This is a genomic window from Microbacterium helvum (assembly GCF_014779795.1).
Classification (GTDB): Bacteria; Actinomycetota; Actinomycetes; order Actinomycetales; family Microbacteriaceae; genus Microbacterium; species Microbacterium helvum.
The window spans coordinates 79,352-99,086 of the sequence record NZ_JACXZS010000014.1; the positions used below are offsets into that span (position 1 = coordinate 79,352).

At 66.6% G+C, this 19,735-nt stretch carries 17 protein-coding genes and 1 pseudogene; 5 read left to right on the forward strand and 13 right to left on the reverse strand.

Features of this window, described 5'->3' with window-relative positions; genetic code table 11:
• Positions 1 to 4: 4 nt before the first annotated feature.
• Entirely contained in the window at positions 5 to 952 is a 948-nt protein-coding gene (locus tag IF188_RS18115; protein WP_318152936.1) for a MurR/RpiR family transcriptional regulator, read from the reverse strand.
• 133 nt (positions 953 to 1,085) lie between these two features.
• Between IF188_RS18115 and IF188_RS18120 the strand changes: the two genes are divergently transcribed.
• Both IF188_RS18120 and IF188_RS18125 read left to right on the forward strand, forming a co-directional pair.
• Positions 1,086 to 2,093, forward strand: a complete 1,008-nt coding sequence (locus IF188_RS18120) for an N-acetylglucosamine kinase (RefSeq protein ID WP_191173211.1) — start codon at positions 1,086 to 1,088, stop codon at positions 2,091 to 2,093.
• Between the two features lie 168 nt (positions 2,094 to 2,261).
• Complete coding sequence (locus IF188_RS18125; protein WP_191173212.1) at positions 2,262 to 4,598, forward strand: hypothetical protein; 2,337 nt, start codon at positions 2,262 to 2,264, stop codon at positions 4,596 to 4,598.
• A 208-nt stretch (positions 4,599 to 4,806) separates the two neighbouring features.
• Here IF188_RS18125 and IF188_RS18130 read toward each other — a convergent pair whose 3' ends face one another.
• A complete protein-coding gene (locus tag IF188_RS18130) occupies positions 4,807 to 5,943 on the reverse strand; it encodes an FAD-dependent monooxygenase (RefSeq protein WP_191173213.1) in 1,137 nt (378 codons plus the stop codon).
• Positions 5,944 to 6,011: 68 nt separating this feature from the next.
• Between IF188_RS18130 and IF188_RS18135 the strand changes: the two genes are divergently transcribed.
• Complete coding sequence (locus IF188_RS18135; RefSeq protein ID WP_191173214.1) at positions 6,012 to 6,572, forward strand: TetR/AcrR family transcriptional regulator; 561 nt, start codon at positions 6,012 to 6,014, stop codon at positions 6,570 to 6,572.
• Between the two features lie 196 nt (positions 6,573 to 6,768).
• On the opposite strand, the gene IF188_RS18140 is transcribed toward IF188_RS18135, so the two are convergent.
• The 7 genes and pseudogenes from IF188_RS18140 to IF188_RS18170 all read right to left on the reverse strand — a co-directional run bounded on the left by IF188_RS18140 (position 6,769) and on the right by IF188_RS18170 (position 11,926).
• A complete protein-coding gene (locus IF188_RS18140; protein ID WP_191173215.1) occupies positions 6,769 to 7,002 on the reverse strand; it encodes a YkvA family protein in 234 nt (77 codons plus the stop codon).
• Positions 7,003 to 7,178: 176 nt separating this feature from the next.
• Positions 7,179 to 7,445, reverse strand: a complete 267-nt coding sequence (locus IF188_RS18145) for a hypothetical protein (RefSeq protein WP_191173216.1) — start codon at positions 7,443 to 7,445, stop codon at positions 7,179 to 7,181.
• Between the two features lie 217 nt (positions 7,446 to 7,662).
• Positions 7,663 to 8,553, reverse strand: coding sequence for a class I SAM-dependent methyltransferase (locus IF188_RS18150; protein WP_191173217.1), 891 nt, complete (start codon positions 8,551 to 8,553; stop codon positions 7,663 to 7,665).
• Positions 8,554 to 8,853: 300 nt separating this feature from the next.
• Positions 8,854 to 9,132, reverse strand: coding sequence for a HigA family addiction module antitoxin (locus IF188_RS18155; RefSeq protein ID WP_191173218.1), 279 nt, complete (start codon positions 9,130 to 9,132; stop codon positions 8,854 to 8,856).
• Between the two features lie 13 nt (positions 9,133 to 9,145).
• Complete coding sequence (locus IF188_RS18160; protein WP_191173219.1) at positions 9,146 to 9,424, reverse strand: type II toxin-antitoxin system RelE/ParE family toxin; 279 nt, start codon at positions 9,422 to 9,424, stop codon at positions 9,146 to 9,148.
• 382 nt (positions 9,425 to 9,806) lie between these two features.
• Positions 9,807 to 11,099 (reverse strand): annotated as a pseudogene (locus IF188_RS18165) (IS3 family transposase).
• A gap of 209 nt (positions 11,100 to 11,308) precedes the next feature.
• Positions 11,309 to 11,926: an HD domain-containing protein gene (locus IF188_RS18170; RefSeq protein WP_191173220.1), complete on the reverse strand. Its 618-nt coding sequence runs from the start codon at positions 11,924 to 11,926 to the stop codon at positions 11,309 to 11,311.
• A 390-nt stretch (positions 11,927 to 12,316) separates the two neighbouring features.
• Here IF188_RS18170 and IF188_RS18175 point away from each other — a divergent pair, with 390 nt between their 5' ends.
• Both IF188_RS18175 and IF188_RS18180 read left to right on the forward strand, forming a co-directional pair.
• Positions 12,317 to 13,993: a glycoside hydrolase family 13 protein gene (locus IF188_RS18175; protein ID WP_191173221.1), complete on the forward strand. Its 1,677-nt coding sequence runs from the start codon at positions 12,317 to 12,319 to the stop codon at positions 13,991 to 13,993.
• Positions 13,986 to 14,762: a hypothetical protein gene (locus tag IF188_RS18180; RefSeq protein WP_191173222.1), complete on the forward strand. Its 777-nt coding sequence runs from the start codon at positions 13,986 to 13,988 to the stop codon at positions 14,760 to 14,762. Before IF188_RS18175 ends, IF188_RS18180 begins: the two co-directional genes overlap by 8 nt.
• Positions 14,763 to 14,772: 10 nt before the next feature.
• On the opposite strand, the gene IF188_RS18185 is transcribed toward IF188_RS18180, so the two are convergent.
• From IF188_RS18185 to IF188_RS18200, 4 genes are all read right to left on the reverse strand, one after another.
• Entirely contained in the window at positions 14,773 to 15,786 is a 1,014-nt protein-coding gene (locus tag IF188_RS18185) for a LacI family DNA-binding transcriptional regulator (RefSeq protein ID WP_191173223.1), read from the reverse strand.
• Positions 15,787 to 15,818: 32 nt separating this feature from the next.
• Entirely contained in the window at positions 15,819 to 16,766 is a 948-nt protein-coding gene (locus IF188_RS18190) for a sugar ABC transporter permease (protein WP_191173224.1), read from the reverse strand.
• Entirely contained in the window at positions 16,766 to 18,370 is a 1,605-nt protein-coding gene (locus IF188_RS18195) for an ABC transporter permease subunit (RefSeq protein WP_191173225.1), read from the reverse strand. The genes IF188_RS18190 and IF188_RS18195 overlap by 1 nt, the downstream gene beginning before the upstream one ends.
• An 83-nt stretch (positions 18,371 to 18,453) precedes the next feature.
• Positions 18,454 to 19,701, reverse strand: a complete 1,248-nt coding sequence (locus IF188_RS18200; RefSeq protein ID WP_191173226.1) for a sugar ABC transporter substrate-binding protein — start codon at positions 19,699 to 19,701, stop codon at positions 18,454 to 18,456.
• Between the last annotated feature and the right edge of the window lie 34 nt (positions 19,702 to 19,735).

Consider the following 19,735-nt stretch of genomic DNA (forward strand, 5'->3'; position numbering starts at 1 on the left):
TCCTTCAGGGAATGAGGGGCGACGGTTCGGTCGCACGAGGAACGGATCGGATCACGCGCGCGTTCACCCGCCCGTCGGAGATCGCATTCATCACCGCCGCGGAGTTGCGATCTTTGTGCTCCTGGCGATTCCACGAGACGAGCAGGTACAGCAGGTCTGCCGCGAACGTCTGCACGTGCGACGAGGTGAGGCTGCCGAGATCGAGGTAATCGTCCGGCGGCGCGGTCTGCACGATCACATCAGCCTGCTCTGCGATCGTGGTGTGCGGATTACTAGTGATCGCGACCGTCCATGCCCCACTCGCCCTGGCCTCGGAGAGCATTTCGATCGTGTCGGTCGTCTCGCCTGAACTAGAAATCCCGATCGCAACCGCACCCTCGGGGAGGATCGCGCCACTCATGAGGCCAAGGTGAGCATCGGTCCACGCTCGGGCGTTCACGCCGACAAGGTAGAGCCGATCGACCAGCGAGTGGGCGACGGTACCGGAACCGCCAACACCGTAGACGTCGACCTGCGGCGCATCGGAGATCATCCGTGCGACGCGCCGCATGTCGGCAAGGTCTACGAGATCGGCGGAGGCGCGGAGCGCTTGCACATGACTGGCGAGGAACGTGCGCAGAAGATCCTCATCACTCATTTCCGGATGTGCGGACGCACCCGGCTCTCCGATGAGTCCGTCCTCCCCGACGGAGCGCCCGAGTTCGGCGGCGGCGCCGACGCGCAGGCCGGTATATCCGCGGTACCCGATGAACTTGCAGAATCGAGTAACGGTGGGTGCCGAGACGTCGGCGCGATCCGCAAACTCAAAGATCGACATCGAGATAGGGAGATCGGGATACTCCAGGAGGAGGTTGGCGATCCGTGCCATTGATGCAGACATGGCCGGAACAGTGGCTTGAAGTCGAGCCCGCAGGCCGAACTCTGCCGTGACCGCTGTGGTTCCTTGTGTCACTGTGATATTTCCGTTCTGCTACTGCGGATAATTGTGAAACTTAGTTTTAAGATCTACCGCATGTCAACCCCTCAGTTCCAACCGCCCCCCTGGCCGGCGAGCGAGGCACCCCGCGGGCGGAAGGATGAACCGCGTGCTGCTCGCGATTGATGCCGGAGGCACCGCCACGCGCTGCGCAGCGATCACCGAGGATGCACGCTGCGTGGGCTTCGCACGTCGCGGCCCGGCCAATCCGATCTCCTCCGGCCTCCCCGTGGCGATAGCATCCCTCGCTGAAGCGGCCGCGGAGGCCTTGGCCCAGTCGCACACGCCGCCGCAGGACGTACACTCCGTCACAATCGCGCTAGCCGGCATCAGCCCAGGCGCAGCCTTGGATGAGGGAATCGAGAAGGCGCTGCTCTCACATGGCATCCGTGCGCTGGTGCGATTCGATTCCGATGCCATGGCTGGCTTCAGCGCGGGTACGGCAGCCGAGAGCGGAAGCGTGCTCATCAGCGGCACAGGCGCAGCCGCGGTCCGGGTTCAGGCGGGACACGCCATGGCCACCGCCGACGGACTCGGCTGGCTCCTCGGCGACGTAGGATCTGGATTCTGGATCGGGCAGCATGTGGCTCGCGCAGCCCTGTCCCATCTCGACGGGCGTGGACCGGAGACGACGTTGACCGAGCTCTTGTTAGCCACGATGGCGCGATCCACTTCTCCGGACACCGCAACCGACCCCAGCCGCCCGCCGCAGATCATGAGGATCCTGACGTCGACGTACGCGGCGCGGCCGGTGGAACTCGCCCGACTGGCACCGCTCGCTTTCGATGCAGCGTCGGTCGGCGACGCCGTGGCCGGTGCGATCATCGAGGACGCAGCAGACGGACTATGCGCGACGCTGCGCGCCGTGCGCGGCGCGATGCACGACCCAGTCGTCGCCACCGGTGGGATCCTCGCAAAGCAGCCAATGCTGCGTCGAGCCATAGAAGAGCGCCTGTGCGCCGTCGGCGAGTCGGTCAATCTGATCTCGGTCGATGACGGACTCACCGGCGCCGCCGTGCTCGCCTTGCGCGCGACGGGCATTTCGGTCGATCACACGGTGCACTCGGCGCTCGGCGCGAGCATCGATGAGGCCCGTCGCTTGGCGACCACGAACTGATCCCCAGCGCGTCCTCGTGATCTGTCGGGTTGGGCGCCCACCTCACATCGCGGCCGGCGCACACGTGAGCCTTGACAGCATTCACATCGATCGCTAGTTTCACTCGAAAGGCATTGATGTGAAACTCAATTTCACACTGATGCGTTGCCGATCCGAGGGAGCGTTTCCATGGAGCATGTGTCGTCCCCGTCTACCGCATTTGCGACTCGTTTTCGCCGTGCGCCGAACCGACGCCTGTTCGCGGGCATCATCACGGTGATCATCACCGCGATCGGACTGTCGATCGCACCTCTCGGCGCGACAGCGTCCGCTGCCACAGCCCCCGAGTTCACAGACAGCTTCGACAGCGCGCGCGACGCAGATCCGACGTACGGCCTGAACGACGCCATCGCGACAAGACAGACCGGCCCAGGTAAAGGCATCACCTACACACGCGCACACGGACTGTGGACCACCCCCGCCTCAGCGCCACCTTCGTACGCCAGCCAAGTCAACCACGAGGACTTTCCCGGAAAGCTCTCATTCTGGGCGCGGACGTCCGCAGTTCGGCTGGATGCGCCGGTGATGACCGACACCATGGATTCGTACACGGTCACGGCGCGAGTCGATCCCAACGCCAACTCGCTCGGCAGCAATGCTGACTGGGTTTCGCTCATGTTCGCAACGTCGAGCGCGACGACGGGCTACGTGACGGCTGCCACGGTGGATGCGGGCCTCACGGTCAGCAGGAGCGGAAAAGTCATGCTCTATCAGCGCGGGGCGGCGCTGTGGTCATCCGAGTTGCAGTCGACGCGGTCCGCGTCCGGCTTCGACGTGAGCGTCACCGTGAGCGCAGCGTCGAGCGCGTCACCGTCATTCGCGGTGACCGTCAACGGCTCCACCCGAGCCTCTTCGCTCGCGGGCGCGCTGCCACAGCCGTACATCCTGTTCGGAGCGTACCTCAGCAACGGCTCGGCAACGACGGCCGCCGAAGTCAGCACCGTCGACGACCTCACCGTGAGCCGCGTTGCGCAGTACGTCGACAGCTTCGACGGCGCCGATGTGTATGCCGGCGACTATGGACTCAACCAGAACCTCGCCGCGCGCCAGTCGCCGCTGTCGATCTCGACGTCATACTCGCGAGTGGCGGGGCACTGGAGCAATACGGCCACACCTCCGGCAAACCGTTCTCAGGTCAACAATCCGAGCTTCGCGAACCAGCTCTCGTTCTGGGTGGCGACGTCAGCGATCAAGCTCAACGCGCCGGTCGCCGCCGACAGCACCGGTGCGTTCGAGATCCGCGCAACGGTCAAGCCAGATCCAGGAAACTTCGGTGCCGCCGGCGACTGGGTGTCGCTCATGCTCTCGTCCTCGAGAGACGCGCGAGGATACGTGACTGATGCGCAGAACCAGTTCAGTATGACCGTCTCCAGGAACGGCACCGTCGCTCTGTATCGCGGTGGAGTGCTGGCGGGCGACACCTTCACCGCCCCGAGCTCGTCCGCCGGTTACGCCGTGTCGATCCGCGCGACAGACGCAGGAGCGACGCCGGATCTGGTGGTGATCGTGAACGGCGTATCTCGCACACTCGCCCTGACCGCAGCCTTGAAGCGTTCCTACCTCTACCTCGGCGCGTACATCAGCAACGGAAGCGAGACTCAGCTTCGCGAGGTGAGCACTGTCGACGATCTGCGCATCAGCCGCGTCGATCAGTTCCCGACCCTCGCTTATTTCGGCACGTATGGCACGCGGAACGACGACAACGCGGGCAATCACGTCCCCGATATGGCCGGCATCTCCAACCTTCACTGGATTAACGTGTCGCCCACATTGAACGCGAGTCCTCTCACCTACGACACCGATGTGTTCGCGTCGTGTCCGCCAAGGTCCTGCATCGTGTACGTGGGCAGCGAGTTCTTCAAACCACAAACGCCATCGCAAGCTCTTCCGGACCTGAGCCGCTGGAACGGCTACGTGCAGATGCTGCAGCCGTACAAGGACAAGATCGCCGCCTATTACCTCCAGGATGAGGCGTACATGTACGGAGTGACGTACCAGCAACTGGACTGGTCGGCGAAGGCAGTGCAGGCGAGCATCACGGCGGGCTCGATCCCCGACCGCCCGATCATGTTCACAATGACCTATACGGATATCGCCAACTCCGTCGCCGTCCCACCCGAGGTTGACTGGTACGGAATGGACGCCTACAACATGACCGAGACAGAACTGGAATGGTCTGCAAACCGCCTCGAGCAGATGGCGAGCGACCAGGGTGACCGTATCTACCTGTTCCCGCCGAACGTGCCCGACAGCTGGAACGCCTGGACGACCGAGCAGCAGATCCTCGATCGCCAGCACGAGTATCTGCGCGTCGCGAATCGCCACCCGCGAGTGGTCGCGCTGCTCAACTTCGGACTATGGGTGAACACGGGGGCTGCGGGGAGTGCTCCGCGCCAGCAGACGTACGTGCCGCGCGTGTTTGATCTTCAGGAACGCGTCGGCGACTTGATCATGTCCCGCCCCTGAACAGTTCTTCCTGCGGTACGCGCTGCTGTCGGTGGGTGCCGCGACCCGGCCGGTCGCGGCATCCACCGTTCATGACCCGGTACCCGCGACAGCGTGCGCGCTCGAGATCGCCCACAGGGGGCGCTACGACGGGCTTGGACCCGCGCAGGAACACGGACGTGAACACGGGGCGGTCCAACTGAATGTTCGCAGCGGGTTTCCGCCCCCGTCAGGCCGCGTCGTAGCGGCGCTCGAGCGAGGTGAGGAACGGCAGCCGCGTGAATCCGTCGCGCAGACGACGCCCGGCCTCCGTCCGCGGCACCATCATGCGCAGGTTCGCGCCGATCCGCTGCCTGCGACGCACGAACGGCTCGAGCGTGGCCTGGTACCGCGCGAACGCGGCCCGGTGGTCGCCGTCGGCAGCGGCGAGTTCCGTCGCGAGGCGGTGCGCACCCGCGACGGCCAGTTCCGCACCGGCACCGGACGCCGGCGATGCGCAGTAGGCGGCATCCCCGATGAGCACCACCCGACCCGTCGACCACCGGGTGAGGCGCACCTGACTGACCGCATCGAAGTAGAGGAAGGGGTCGGCAGCAGCCGCATCGAGCAGTTCGCGGACGCGCCAGGTGCGACGGTCAGCATCAGCGGCGAAGGCGGCGCGGACGATCCGCGCCTGCTCGGCGATGTCTCGGCGGTCATATCGGAGCGGTGCCGAGCGGAACACGAAGTACGCCTTGGATTCGGCCTGTCTGCCTGCGCGGTAGATGCCCACCATGCGACCGGGCTGATTGAACGCGGTCATCCAGCGCGGTTCGCCGAGATCCGGCCCCGCGTCGGCGAACGCGAAGTAGTGGCCGCGGAAGCGAGTGGATCGTTCGTCCGGGCCGAACGCGAGACGACGGACGGCCGAGTGCACACCGTCGGCGCCGATCACGAGGTCGTAGCGCTCGCTCGCGCCACCATCGAAGGTCACGGTGACGCTGTCCGCTTCCTGCGTGAGCGCCGTCACTCCGCGCGCGAAGCGCACCTCGACGCCCGCCGTTGCAGAGGCGAGCAGCCGGACCAGGTCCCCGCGCATGATCTCCACGGCGCCGGCCATGCGAGTGTCGACCTGCGCCGTCACCCGATCGGACGCGTCGACGAACCGCATCCCGATGACATCGGTCGCGGCTGCACGTACCTGTTCGGCCAGGCCCATGCCTGCGATCACCTCTGCGGCCCGTCCGCGCAGGTCGACGCCATTACCGCCGGATCTCATGCCCGGCGACCGCTCGGCGATCGTCACGGTGAATCCGGAGCGCGCGAGCCAGTGGGCTGCCGTGAGTCCCGCGATGCTTGCGCCGACGATCAGGATGCTGCTTCTCACGGTCGCTTCCTTCACCTACGATAAGTGGAACCTGTGTTCCAGTAGATTATGTGGAAGGGTCATTCCAGATGTCAAGTGCCTCCGGCGCGCGTCGCGCTGACGCCGTCCGCAACCGCGACCTCGCCCTCGCGGCTGCGAAGAGCCTGCTCGCCGATCCTGGCGCGCCCCTCACCGTCGAGGCCATCGCGAAGCGAGCCGGGCTCGGCGTCGGAACCGTCGCCCGGGCGTTCGGCAGCAAGGATGCACTGCTCGACGCGGCCATCGCAGAACTGCTCGAGCCCCTCGTGCGACGCGCTCGAGCGGTCGCCGCAGCACCGGCCGCCACTGACGCACTGCGCACGCTTCTGGTGGAGGTCATCGATTTCGAACAGCGACATTCGGCGATCAGCGAGCAGACCGCAGGGCTCTCACTGCCGCAGACGACCGCTCGCGAACGTGAGCTGCGGGATGCGCTGCGTCAGGTCGTCGAGACCGGAAGAGAGGCGGGCGACATCCGATCCGACATCCCCGCCGAAACCACCGCTGCGCTCCTCACCGAGGCCGTGCATGCCGTGACGCAGGCGCGGACGGCGCCGCCCGGCCTCGCCGACGCGATGGTCGCCGTCGTCCTCGACGGCCTGCGGCCCTGACGACACGGATCCGCGGCCGTGTCGAGGCATCCATTCTTCGAATCTCGAGCGCGCCGTCATGAAACGTCCGCGCCACACTCCTGCAGGGTGAGCAAGTCATCACCGCTGCCGGAGGACACGGTCACTGGCGACACTCAAAACCCCGTGCCGGGGTGGTGCGGGGGCGCCACCCCGGTGCGGGGCATGTCGAGGCGGGTCAGCGGTGCGCCGGCAGTCCGCTGTGCCACCGGTGGTGCTCGCGCAGCAGCAGCACGCCGAGGATGCTCCACACGCCGAGGTCGTCCGCGAAGCCCAGCGGTCCGAGCACGAGCTCGGGGATCAGGTCGATCGGCGAGATGGCATAGACGAGGGCGGCCGTCGCGGCGATCCAGGTCGAGGGCGCGACGCGATGATCACCGCGTCTCACGGCCTTCAAGAAGCTCAACCACATGCGTCCAGTGTGCGCCGGGATCGCCGGTGTGCGGTCGGGCGGTATCAAGTCGTGATCTTCGACCGAGTTCAGCGAGCGAGGGAATCGGCGCTCCAGGCCAGGGCGTTCGCGAGGAGCCGGCGGTCGTGGAGTGTGCCGCCGCCGCGGGTCGCTCGCGTCGGGATGCTGCTGCCGGTCTATCGCGGCGGCGTCGGCGGTGGAGCGTTGCGACGCTCCCGCACGCCCACGGCGATCCCGTACACGCCGGCGCCGATTCCGAGGATCAGGAACAGCGCGATCCACCCCATCGCGATGACGCCGACGATCGAACCGGCCTGCCACTGCAGCGCGACACCCCCGACGATGAACGGCAACAGACCCGCGCAGAACACCAGGACCACCGCGGCGAGGATGATGCGCCGAAGCGGGGTCTTCGGCGGACGCCGCTTCCCGAGTTGATACATCGCCGAACCCGACACGACTCGAGTATCGCGGATCTGCTGCTCCGCATTCTCGACGGCGACATCAGAGTCGACGCGATCTGCGTTCTCTCTGGTACGGGCGTTGATATGGAGGTCGGTCGGGTCATCAAGCATCTCCGCAGCGCCGGCGCGCGCGTGGAGATGGCCGATCTCGGCATCATCCTCGACGGCGAGCTCATCGACTTCGGAGCGCGCAGGCTCAGGACGCAGGCTGAGCGAACTGCAGGAGGAGCAACTGCGGGCGGCCGGAGACCGCGCGCGTCGCCTCGGGCACGTATGCCATCAGAGACCATGGCCACGCCGGCCAGTCCCCGATCTCGGTGCTCGGCTTCGGCAGCGGCGAGTCGTCCCAGCGGAGGGCCGGCTCCTCGCACCCGCGCAACTCGAGTCCCGCGGCGAGCGCAGCCCGAAGATAGTCCCCGAGAGGATGCCGGTAGGCCGGGGCGAGGCGCCGCTCACCGTCGGGTCCGAGACTCTTGATGCCCGAGCCGATCGTGGTGAGCTCGCGATGCACGTCTGAGATGAGGAGCGCGCCGCCAGGGCGCAGCACGCGGGCGAACTCGGCGAAAACCGGGCCGAGATCACGCACGTGGACGAGCGCGAGCGCGCAGACGACCACATCGACCGATCGGTCGGCGAGAGGCAGCCGATCCACGGAGCCCAACTGGAACTCGCCCTCCGGGACACGCTCTCGGGCCAGCTCGAGCATGTCCGGTGACCAGTCGACGCCGATCACGCTGTGGCCGAGGTCGGCGAGAATCCGCGCGAACCGCCCTGTGCCGCACGCCGCATCCAGGGCGACGCCGACATCGCGGTGCGCCAGCCATTCGGTGATGACCGGCTCGTCGATCGCAAAGAGGCCACCGCCCGCATTCGCGTCGTAGTCGGGCGCCTCCTGCTCGTAGGCGACATCAGCGGCCACGCGCTCCGCGAGCACCCCGCGATTCTGGAGCTTCCCGTCGGCGAGCAATCGACGGATCTCGGCGACCCGGTCTTCGATGAAGGCCTGATCGTGGTCACCGGCCCATGCGTCAAGCAGCGCGGACCCTTCGATTCCGAGCAGATACGCAAGCGGGTCCTGGTAGATCACGATCAAGGAGCGTAGCCAGCGCCACGCGCGCAGATCAACGCACGGCTGCTCCCACGTCGTTGCGCGGGTGGTGGTGACGCGGCCAGGCCCGGAGGGCTTCGAGAACCCTCGGACTCGAAATCGGCGGTGACGGTTGGACTTGAACCCATACGCCCGACGACGGCCTCGGTCACGAAGCCCGGATTCACGCGGATTCGATCAGGTGGTCATCCCGGTTCGATCAACTCGGCCGGCATCGAGTCGGTTCAGTTGTTGCCATCGCGTTGCCAGACGTTACGGGGGTGTCGACCCTGTCGTTGCTCAGGCGATGAGCGGCTGGACCTCATGTTCCTTGCCGTCAAGCTCCCGCGCAAGGTCGTAGTTCGACTGCATCGCCAACCAGGCCCGCGCCGTGCCGACACCCGCCCGCTCGAGACGCACCGCAAGGTTCGGGCTTACACCCGCGTGGCCGTGGATGACCCGACTGAGCGTGACGCGAGACACACCGAGGCGCGCCGCGGCTTCCACAACGGAGAGCCCCAGTTCGGCGAGGACGTCCTCGCCGATGATCGCACCAGGATGTGGTGGGTACTTCATCATGTCCATCCCTCCTTCAGTGGTAGTCCTGATAGTCGACGAGTTCGACATCCTGCCCGACGAACCGGAACGTCACCCGCCAATTGCCGTTGATCCAGATCGACCAGTGACCGGCCAGGTCGCCCTTCAGCTCGTGCGCACGAAACGACGGGATCGCCACATCCGCCGGCGACTGCGCAACATCCAGCACACCGAGGATGCGGGTGAGCTTGGGCGCATGCGCCGGCTGCACTCCCTTCTTCGACCCGTCGCGATACAAAGCCTCCAACCCCTTATGCCGGAAGCTCACGATCACCTTGCCAGCGTATCGCGTAACGACTCACACTACTAGGCCAGCGGTCCGCCGTCCCGGATGCCGTCGCCGGGATGACGGCGTGTCAGATAGAGCAGCACGAGCGGGCACCCGACCGGCCGGCTCATGCGGGCACTCGAGCCCGCGAGGGTTCGTGCTCGCTCAAGTTGATGTACGGCGAGCATTCAACGACCGGCATGCGCGCGCCCCGTTGCGGAGTCTCACGTGGCCGAGCAGAGTGTCAGCCGTGCGACGTTCAGCTCCTGCGATCGTCCTTGCTCTCGCTTCAGCGGGGTTCCTCGCTGCGATCTGGCTCGGTGTAGCGGCGCTCGCCAACGGAAGAACGGGGCCAGCACTTTGAACCGTCCCCGGTTCTCCGCCGCTCCTATGCGGGTTCCAGCACCGGGTGGGCTGGTGTTTCGAGGTCAGCGTAGTAGACAGCCTCGTACTCGTCGGGCGGGACGTCGCCGAGGGTGGAGTGCAGTCGGCGTGCGTTGTACCAGTCGACCCATCCCGCGGTGATCCATTCGACGTCGTCGATGGTCCGCAGCGGTCCTAATCGGAATGGGGATCCGTCACGGACGGCCTCGTTCTTGAACAGCCCGATCGTCGATTCGGCGAGGGCGTTGTCGTACGCGTCGCCGATCGACCCGATCGATGCGGCGATGCCCTCCAGCGCGAGGGTCTCCGCGAACGACACCGACGTGAATTGGGCGGATTCAACCGGTCTGAGACCCGGCGTCGCTGTGGTGGATCAGCCCGTCCTTAACGTCGTGGCCGGCGCGGTCGCGTCGCCACAATCCCATCCGCAGCGCCGTGGTCACCAACGGTGTCGTCTTCGCCGTCGCGGCATGCCAGCCGACGATCGCCCGCGAGTAGCAGTCGATCACGAACGACACGTACACGAACCCGGCCCACGTCCGCACATACGTGAAGTCAGCCACCCAGCGGCGGTTCGGTGCCGGGGCGGTGAAGTCCCGGTCCAGCAGGTCCGGCGCCCGGGCCGCGTTGCGGTCCGGGATCGTGGTCCTGGTGCCCTTGCCGCGCACCAGCCCGTTGATGCCGAGGTCCCGCATCAGCCGGTCGACCTGCCGCTTCGACACCGCCATTCCTTGCCGGCGCAGCAGCGCGGTCAACTTCCTCCGCCCGTACATCGACTCCGGCGTCGCCTGACCGTGCTCGTCGACACGGACAGCGAGGATCGCGTCGATCACGACCGCGTCGGCGAGATCCCTCGCGGACGGCTGGGCGCGTTTCCACGCCCGATAGGTACGCTCGGCGACCTGCACGCCCTGCTCACGCAGGACCCGGCAGATCGACCCGACCGAGCGGCCCATGGCGCGCTGCTCCTCGATGAATGCGAGGATCAGCGGCGTCGGGGGTCGAGTTCCCCGGCGAAGAAAACCGCCGCGTCCCGCAGGATCGCGTTCGCCTCACGCAGCTCCCGGTTCTCCCGCTCCAGCTGCCGGATCTTCTCCGACTCGCTCGACGTGACGCCCTGCCGGTCGCCGGCGTCGACCTGCGCCTGCCGCACCCACCGGCGCAGCGACTCCGCCCCAAACCCGAGTCGCTTCGCGACGGACTCGCACGCGGTCGTCAGATTCGGGTACTCATCGAGGTGATCCATCACGAGCCTGATCCCGCGCTGCTTCGTCTCCTCCGGAATCCTCTTCGGCATGATCAACATCTTCCTTCCAGACTCGAAAGGAAACGGCATCAGACCGGGGACGGTTCACTTTCCGTCCGTCGGGATCCAGACGGGCCGTGGGCACGTCGTGGGCACGTGGGCAGCCTGAGGGAGGCGATCACTGACCCAACGCAGTCGGGCGCTTCACCGAGGAGGACTATTCGGCCGTGCGGTCTTCATCAGGCACCCGCGCTCGTCGCTCAGTCGCACCAAGGAGCGTGGGCTGAGCCGGCTTCAATCCTGGTGAGGCCACCATCGAGACGCTCACGGGCAAGTTCACCCGCGAGTGTATAGGGCGCCCCGGCGGACGGTGAGCGTTCGGCGTGTGCGACCGCCGCGTCGACGATGGACCGGACGGCGTTGAGTCTCGGGAACTGGTCGTGCACTGCGGCTGCGCGCCCGGCGGAAATCAGGGGATGGCGGCCGAGGTCGGCGAGGACGCCTGCGCGCGTCAACCGGGCAATCGGACCGCGACGCTCCGCGATGCCACCTGAGGTGTGGAGCGCGATCGCTTCCCAGACTTCGCCGGTCTGCCGCGCGTCAAACCCGTGAGCTGCCAGTCGGGAAACCGCGAGATCTGCACCTTCCACCTCGAATCGTTGCCGCCCCTCAGCGTCCGGGCCAAGTCCGAGGTCGTGCATCGCGGTGGCGGCGAACAGCAACTGCCTGTCGCACCCTCCCGGCTCGGTCTCATCTGCGATCAGCTCGGCGAACACGAAGGTCCGCAGGCTGTGGTTGCGTAGCGGCTCAGGGAGCGGTTCGAGGGCGCTGAAAACGACGTCGGCGAGGGGGCCGGTTGGCAGGATCGAAGTGGTCACGGAGGGATGTTACAGCCGTCCAGATCAGCATCTGCAAGAAGTTTCATACTCCGCAAAACATTGCTATCGTTGCCGCCGACCCTCCGTGCGGCGTCCCTGCCGCCGTACCCCGAGCGCGCTTTCGGGCGCATGAATGAAGGCAGGCGTATGCGCTGGCATGATCTCCCCCACCACGATGGCTCCGAGCTCTACTCCCCCGTTACCGCTGACGCGACTGACGTGCGGCGGCCGCGTGTCCGCGTCCCCCCCACGTTTGGCACGGTGTCGAGTGTTTGGCTACGGGTGGTCGTCGATGGCGAGCCGCAGTTCCTTCCGATGCGTTCGATTGCGGCCCCGATTGAGGGTGACCCCGCTCAGTGGTGGGAGGGCGCCCTCACTGTGGCGAACCCTGTGACCTCTTACCGGTTCCTTCTGAACGCCGGTGAGGGACGTGCGTTCTGGCTCAACGGGGAAGGCCTCGACGAGGTCGAACCGCTCGACGCGCTCGATTTCCGCGCGACGACGTTCCCTGCGCCTCCGGAATGGGCAAGCGAGCAGACGATGTACCAGATCTTCCCCGACCGCTTCGCGCGCTCCGAGGCCGCCGCGAACCGCCCCTGTCCCGCCTGGGCGATCACGGCATCGTGGGACGACGAGGTGGTGCACCGCGGCCCGGACACGCCCCGTCAGCTCTTCGGAGGCGATCTGGACGGTGTTGCTGAGCGGCTCGATCACCTCGAGACGCTGGGGGTCACGCTGATCTACCTGACCCCGTTCTTCCCTGCCCAGTCGAACCACCGGTATGACGCGAGCACGTTCGGTCGGGTCGACCCGCTACTCGGCGGCGATGAGGCGCTCATCCGGCTGGTCCAGGCGGCGCACGCGCGAGGCATCCGGGTGATCGGGGATCTCACCACGAACCACACCGGTGATGCGCACGAATGGTTCCGCGCCGCCCGCGGCAACCCGTCAGCGGCCGAGTCCGACTTCTTCTACTGGAACGATGAAGCTCAGACGGACTACGTCGCCTGGTACGGCGTACCGAGCCTGCCGAAGTTGAACTGGAACTCGCGCGAGTTGCGCCGGCGGTTCATCGAGGGGCCGGACAGCGTCGTGGCCAAGTGGCTGCTTCCTCCTTACGGTCTCGATGGCTGGCGCATCGATGTCGCAAACATGACCGGTCGACAGGGCGAGGACGACCTCAACAGGCTTGTGCAGCAGACGGTGCGCCGGACGATGGACGAGGTCGCGCCCGGCAGCGTGCTGTTCGCGGAGTCGACGAACGACTCCAGCCGCGACTTCGACGGCTCGGGGTGGCATGCGCCCATGAGCTACTCCGCGTTCACCCGTCCCCTGTGGCACTGGCTGCGAGAGCAGGAGACGAGGCCTGTGCATCACTACGGGATCCCGTACGAGCAGACGCCGGCCGCGTCCGCGGAGTCGTTCGCCCGGGCGTTCCGGCGGTTCAGCGCTCCAATGCCGTGGGCGGTGCGATCGCTCGCTATGAACGCGATCGACACCCACGACACGCCGCGATTCGCGGACCGGGCCGACACGGCAGCCCAGTTGGTCGCCGCAGGCCTGTCGTTCACCCTACCGGGCACGCCTGTCATCTTCGCGGGTGATGAATTCGCTCTGCGTGGCAGCGACGGCGAAGCCTCACGAACACCCCTCCCCTGGACCTCGGATGCGCTCCTCGCTCCAGAGTATGCGCGCCTCGCGGCAGCTCGCGCAGCGTCCCCCGCGCTTCGCACGGGCGGGCTGCGGTGGCTGCACGCGGGAGCTGACATCGTCGCATTCGTGCGGGAGCTGGAGGACTCGGCCGAGCTCGTCGTCGCGTCCCGATCCGGCACCGAGATCTCGCTTCCGACGACCTCACTCGCCGGTCGCACGGTTGACGAATTCGCGCCGCCCGCGGTGACCTTCGGCGAACTGACCCTCGATCGCGCCGCTGACCGGCTGCGGTGGCGGGCTAGCGGACCTACGTTCGGCATCTGGCCACTCCGTACGACTGCGGCCCTCTCGGCTGGCGCAGCAGCGGAAGCCGGAACCGGACGCCGAGAGGCATTCGAATCCGCGCATGCGTGACCTGCAGCGTTTCGATGAGCTCACCGAACGCCTCACGACCGGGTTCGCCCGTGTCCCCGGCGCGCATGGGCTGGTCGTGGTCGGTTCGGCGGCAGCGGCCGAGCGCCGGGATCGCTGGTCTGACCACGACTTCCTGGCGCTCATCGACGCCCAGGCGGCTGCTTCAGCGAGGGAGTCCCTCGATTGGCTGCCCGAACCGGAGCGCATCGTGCTCCTCGCCCGGGAAGGTGCACTGGGGTTCTCAGTGCTCTACGACGACGCACATCTGCTGGAGTTCGCCATCGCCTCCGTCGACGAGCTCGCAGGTACGGCGATCGGCGAGGCAGGCCTCACCTTCGGCGACGAACGTGCCCTCTCGTTCGTCGCCGAAGGGCGCGAGCGGCTGAACACCCTTACGCCGGTCGATGCCGCCAGCGAGGCGGGTCTGGTCTTCGTCAAGTTGCTCGTCGGCTACGGACGTGCGCGCCGCGGCGAACGGATCGTCGCCGGCCAGTTCGTCCGCACCTGGGCTGTCGGGCACATGATCCGGACCATCCGCGCGCGCATCGAGCCTGTCACAGGCGTGCGAGAAGACGCGCTTGAACCAGCCCGTCGCTTCGACGCCGCTTATCCCGAGATCGCTGTCCGCCTGGACGCCGTGCTTAGCCAGGCTGTCGAGGACGCGGCACGCGGCGTCGCCGCGCTCGCACGTGAGGTCCTCGAGCCCGGGTGGTCGGCGTTTCCGAGCCGTGCCGCCGATGTCGCCGAAGCGGTACTCGCGCAAGAGTGAGAGGCCGCGATCAGCTGTCGCGCGGCGCCGGGCCGGTCGACTCCCGTACGACGAGCTCGGGCTGGAAGATGTACTCGGTGCGGTAGGCCAGGATCCCGTTCATCTCGCCGACGAAGGCGTCCGCGATTGCAATGCCCATGGTCGGCACCGGCTGCCGGATCGTTGTAAGGGGCGGCCAGCAGCTGCGCGCCAGGATCGAGTCATCGAATCCGACCACTGACAGCCGACCGGGAACGGAAAGCCCCTGCCGGCGGGTTTCGGCCAGCACTCCCACCGCCATGAGGTCGCTCGCGCAAACCACCGCGGTGCATCCTTCTGCGATGAGTTCGCGGGCTGCGCTCGCGCCACCATCGTCGGAGAGCAGCCCGTGCACCACGGGTGCGACGGCGGACGGGCCGAGACCTTCCTGGATCGCGGAACGGAATCCTGCGGTGGCCCGGCGGGTGGGGACCCAGGATTCTGGTCCGCTGGCGAATCCGATGCGGCGGTGCCCCATCGCTATCAGGTGGCGGACCGCGATCGACATGGATGCCGCGTCGTCGATGGAGAAGAAAGGAGCGTCGACGCCCTCGCGGTATCCGTTCACGAAGCCCAACGGCAGTCCGAGCTCACGCAGCGCTTGGTAGCGGTCGGTCGATTCTGCCGTGTCCGCGTGCTGTCCTGCGACGAAGAGGATGCCCGACACGCCTGCTTCAACGAACATGTCGATGATCTCGTCCTCGTGCAGGCCGCCTTCGCTCTGTGTGCCGATGAGCGGGGTGAAGCCACGGCGGGCGAAGTTCGGTGCGAGAGCTTGTGCGAAGGCAGGAAAGATCGGGTTCACCAGCTCGGGCAGCAGCACTCCTACGGGGCGCGCCGTGCGGCTCCGCAGCCGCGACGGCCGCTCATATCCGAGCACATCGAGGGCCGTGAGAACTGCGCGGCGCTTCGCGGGTGCCACGCCCGGCTTGTCGTTGAGGACGCGGCTGACGGTCGCTTCGCTGACGGCGGCATGCGCTGCGATGTCAGCGAGAGTGGCACCCATGGCCGCAAGGCTAGCACCGCGTGTTCGCGCGGCTATTTCACCGCTCCGGCCGTCAGCCCGCCCACGATGTACTTCTGCAGAAGGAAGAACAAGAACACGACCGGCAGCGCTGCAAGGACCGCGCCGGCGGCGAACACCGGCCAGTTCGCGGAGGTCTCCTGAGAGACGAATTGGTACAGCCCGACGGCCAACGTCTGCTTCGCCGGGTCGGTGAGCACCACGCTGGCCACGACGAACTCGCTCGCAGTTCCGATGAAGGACAGCAGCCCGACAACGGCGAGGATGGGCGCCGCCAGCCTGAGGATGATGGTGAAGAAGATCCGGGCGTGCCCAGCTCCGTCAAGCTTCGCCGCTTCGTCGATGGACGCCGGCACGGTGTTGAAGAACCCGTACATCAGATACGTGTTCACCCCGAGCGCACCGCCCAGGTAGACCAGGATCAGTCCGAGCTGCGAGTCGAGCCCGATGGCCGGGAAGATGTCGCCGATCGAGGTCATCAGGAGGAAGATCGCGACCACTCCGAGGAGCTGCGGGAACAGCTGCACCAGCAGGATGGTGGTCAGCCCGAGACGCCGGCCACTGAACCTCATCCGGGAGAAGGCGTAGGCGGCGAGAGCTCCGAGGAACACTGTTCCGAGCGCGGCCACGAGGCCGATGATGACGGTGTTCGCGAACCACGCACCATAGGGCTGCGTCGGGTTGCTGAACAGTTCGATGTAGTTGGTGAGGTCGATTGAGCGGAACAGCCCGTTGGAGCTGACCAGGCTTCCGTTCGGGTTCAACGACGCCGACACGATGTAGAGAATCGGGAACACGGCGATCACGCTGGTGACGACCGCGACCGCGTACTTGCCGACGAGTCCCAGTCGCTCACGACGGCGGTGCGAGGGTCCGACGTGGCGGGCGCGGCGGCGCTGCGGGTTGACGACCGGTGAAAGTGCCGTGTCCAATTCGAAGGGGTCCGCGGTGATCGGCTCCATCAGTTCAGCTCCTCAAGGGCCTTGGTGCGGCGGAATCCGACGATCGAGATCGCGGCTACCAGCAGGAAGATGATGATCGAGAACGCGCTTGCGAGTCCGTAGTCGCGCCCGCTCGTCTCACCGAACGCGACCTTGTAGACAAGGGTGATCAAGATGTCTGTCGCGCCCACGTTCATGTCTGTGGAGATGTCCTGAGGGCCGCCCTCGGTGAGCATGTAGATCACGTTGAAGTTGTTGAAATTGAATGCGAACGCGGCGATCAGCAGCGGTGCCATGGTGACCATCAGCAGCGGGAGCTTCACGCGCCGGAAGATGGTCCATGCGCCGGCGCCGTCCATCCGCGCCGCCTCGACGTACTCCTCTGGAATGGACTGCAGCGCGCCGGTGGCGACCAGGAACATGTAGGCGTAGCCGAGCCAGACGTTGACCAGCAGGATGCTCACTTTCGCCAAGATCGGGTTGGTCAGCCAGGGGACGTCGGCGCCGCCAAGCAGCACCTGATTGATGAAGCCGAACTGGGAGTTCAGCATCCCGCTCCAGATGAGGGCGGAAAGGAACGCGGGGAACGCGTACGGGAGGATCACCAGTACCCGGAACGTTCGGCGGAACCGCAGTCGCGGGTCGTTGAGCACGGTGGCGAGGAACACTCCGACAGCGAAGGTTGCGGCGACGGTGAACCCGGCGAAGACGAACGTCCACACGATGACCTGCAGCAGAGGCCCGCGGATGGACTCCTCGGTGAAGGCGGCGACGAAGTTGTCGAAGCCGACGTTGATCTTCCAACCAGGCATCAGCTCGGTGCCGTCCTGGGAGACGAACGCGCCGGTTCCTTCGTCGCTGTAGACCACGCCGGTCGCCACGTCGATGAACGTGTCTGTGGCTTCGTCGTACTTCATGGACGCGGAGTACACGTAGGCCTTCGCGCCGTCCGGGGTTCGCAGCGCCCCCTCGTCCAGGTCGTCAGACAGTGGGACGCTCATCGCTGCGATCTGCGACTGCTGAGCAAGCATCTGTGAGAAGTCGAGGGTCTCGTACCCGTCGAGGCCGACGGCGCGTCCGCCTTCGAACTTTGCGTCTTCGGCGGGCTCGAGGGGTTTGCCGTCGGAGCCGACCATTGCGGTACCGTCTGTCTCGGTGACGAGGAAGGACAGTTCGCCGAACCGTTCCACGACGACCATGTCGTACGCGGGCGAATCGGGAACTCGCGAGAGCGACTTCTCGATGAGCACGGAGATGGCGTCGCCCTTGTCGCCCATGTGCCCGTCGCCGTAGTTGGTGAAGGCGATGTACCCGCTGTAGACGACGACGTAGAGCTGGAACACGACAAGGAAGACCGTTCCCGGCACCAGGTACTTGGCCGGCAGCATCCCCCGCCGCAGGTACACCCAATTGATCGCGGCGGCGGCCAACAGCACGGCCCCAGCGATCAGCCACTGCTCGTCGAGGGCGAGCACGAACGCGGCGTACAGCACGAGGGCGTCCAGCACACCGAGGGAGACGATTTTGACGAGCAGAGCTGAGGCCGACGGTAGCCGTCGTCGCGGCGCGCCCTTCGGAGACGGCGGCATCGGCGCGGGTGGCGCCTCAGTGGTGAGGGCGGTCATGGTGCTCCAGCGGCGGCGGGATGAGGTCGGGTATCGGGTGGTGCTGCGGGTCGGGGCTGAGGCGGTGCCCCGACCCGCAGCGGTCATTTCGCGATGTCGGCCGCGATGCGGTCCGCCATCGTCTGCCAGGCGGTGGCCGGGTCGCCGGCCGTGTTGTTGACCAGGGCCGCCTCCGTGGCGCCCCAGTAGTTCCACACGGCACCCATCTCGGGGATCGCGGGCATCGGCACACCGGCGAGGGCCACCTCACCGTACGCACCGACGTCCGGGTCCTCCGCCGAAGCGATCTCGAACGCCGATGTCATCGCCGGCGGACGCCCACCTGCCTTGTACAGTGCGAGCTGCACGTCCTCGGTACCGAGGTAGTTGACGACGAACTCGTTAGCCGCGAGGGCGTTGTCGCTCTTCGCGCTGACGAAGAAGCCCTGCACACCGACGAACGGCGTCCCCGCCTCGGTGCCCGCCTGCGGGATCGGCTCGATCGCGTAGTCGATGCCGCCATCCTTGAAGGCCGGGAGATTCCACGGGCCCGAGAGCATGTACGGCGACTTGCCGGCCGCGAACTCGTCACGAGCGATCTCGTTCGTGATGTTGGTGTTGAGCACACCCTCCTGGCCCCATTCCACCAGCTTCTCCGCGAACTCTTCCCCACCCGGGTTGCCGATCAGCAGATCGTCCGGGTTGTAGCTGCCGTCAGGGTTGGTGCCGAACAGCGGCGCACCGTACGAGGTCTGCAGCGGGTAAAGGTGGTACGGATCGGACTCGGGTCCCGAGGGCACGAGCACCGGGTACTGCGCGGCACCGCTGGCGACCACGGCCTGCCCGGCCGCGATGAGCTCATCCCACGTTGCCGGGGTCGAATCCGCCAGAGCGGAGTTGCGGACCAGCGCGATGTTCTCAACCGAGACCGGCAGTCCGTAGGTGGTTCCCTCGTAGCTCATCGCCCGGATCGCCACATCGGAGTACTCGTCGGCGGTGTCGCCGAGTTCGAGAGGAGCGACGACGCCGTTCTGCACGAACAGACCCAGCCAGTCGCTGCCACCGACGATCACGTCAGGGCCCTTCCCCGTGGGCGCCTGCTTGATGAAGTCTTCCTTCATCGTGTCGCCGTACTCCTTCTGGACGAGCTTCACGTTGATGCCCTTGTCAGCCTCGAACTGCGCGACGATGTCCTTCAGTTCCTCGGCGCGGTTGGGATCGACCCAGACAGTCAGCGTCTGCGAGCTGGTGTCCGATGCGGACGAGTCACCGCCCGAGCATCCCGTCAGTGCCGCGGTCGCGACGAGACCGCCGACGACCAGCGCCGTGGTGGCGCGGTACTTCACCCTCATTGGTGCTGCCTTTCCATGTGATCAACAGGCCGCA

Coding starts and splice junctions, on each gene's coding strand:
- IF188_RS18125 (WP_191173212.1), top strand. CDS start 2,262: ATGGAGCATGTGTCGTCCCCGTCTACCGCATTTGCGACTCGTTTTCGC.
- IF188_RS18135 (WP_191173214.1), top strand. CDS start 6,012: ATGTCAAGTGCCTCCGGCGCGCGTCGCGCTGACGCCGTCCGCAACCGC.
- IF188_RS18140 (WP_191173215.1), bottom strand. CDS start 7,002: ATGTGGTTGAGCTTCTTGAAGGCCGTGAGACGCGGTGATCATCGCGTC.
- IF188_RS18145 (WP_191173216.1), bottom strand. CDS start 7,445: ATGTATCAACTCGGGAAGCGGCGTCCGCCGAAGACCCCGCTTCGGCGC.
- IF188_RS18155 (WP_191173218.1), bottom strand. CDS start 9,132: ATGATGAAGTACCCACCACATCCTGGTGCGATCATCGGCGAGGACGTC.
- IF188_RS18180 (WP_191173222.1), top strand. CDS start 13,986: ATGCGTGACCTGCAGCGTTTCGATGAGCTCACCGAACGCCTCACGACC.
- IF188_RS18185 (WP_191173223.1), bottom strand. CDS start 15,786: ATGGGTGCCACTCTCGCTGACATCGCAGCGCATGCCGCCGTCAGCGAA.
- IF188_RS18190 (WP_191173224.1), bottom strand. CDS start 16,766: ATGGAGCCGATCACCGCGGACCCCTTCGAATTGGACACGGCACTTTCA.
- IF188_RS18195 (WP_191173225.1), bottom strand. CDS start 18,370: ATGACCGCCCTCACCACTGAGGCGCCACCCGCGCCGATGCCGCCGTCT.
- IF188_RS18200 (WP_191173226.1), bottom strand. CDS start 19,701: ATGAGGGTGAAGTACCGCGCCACCACGGCGCTGGTCGTCGGCGGTCTC.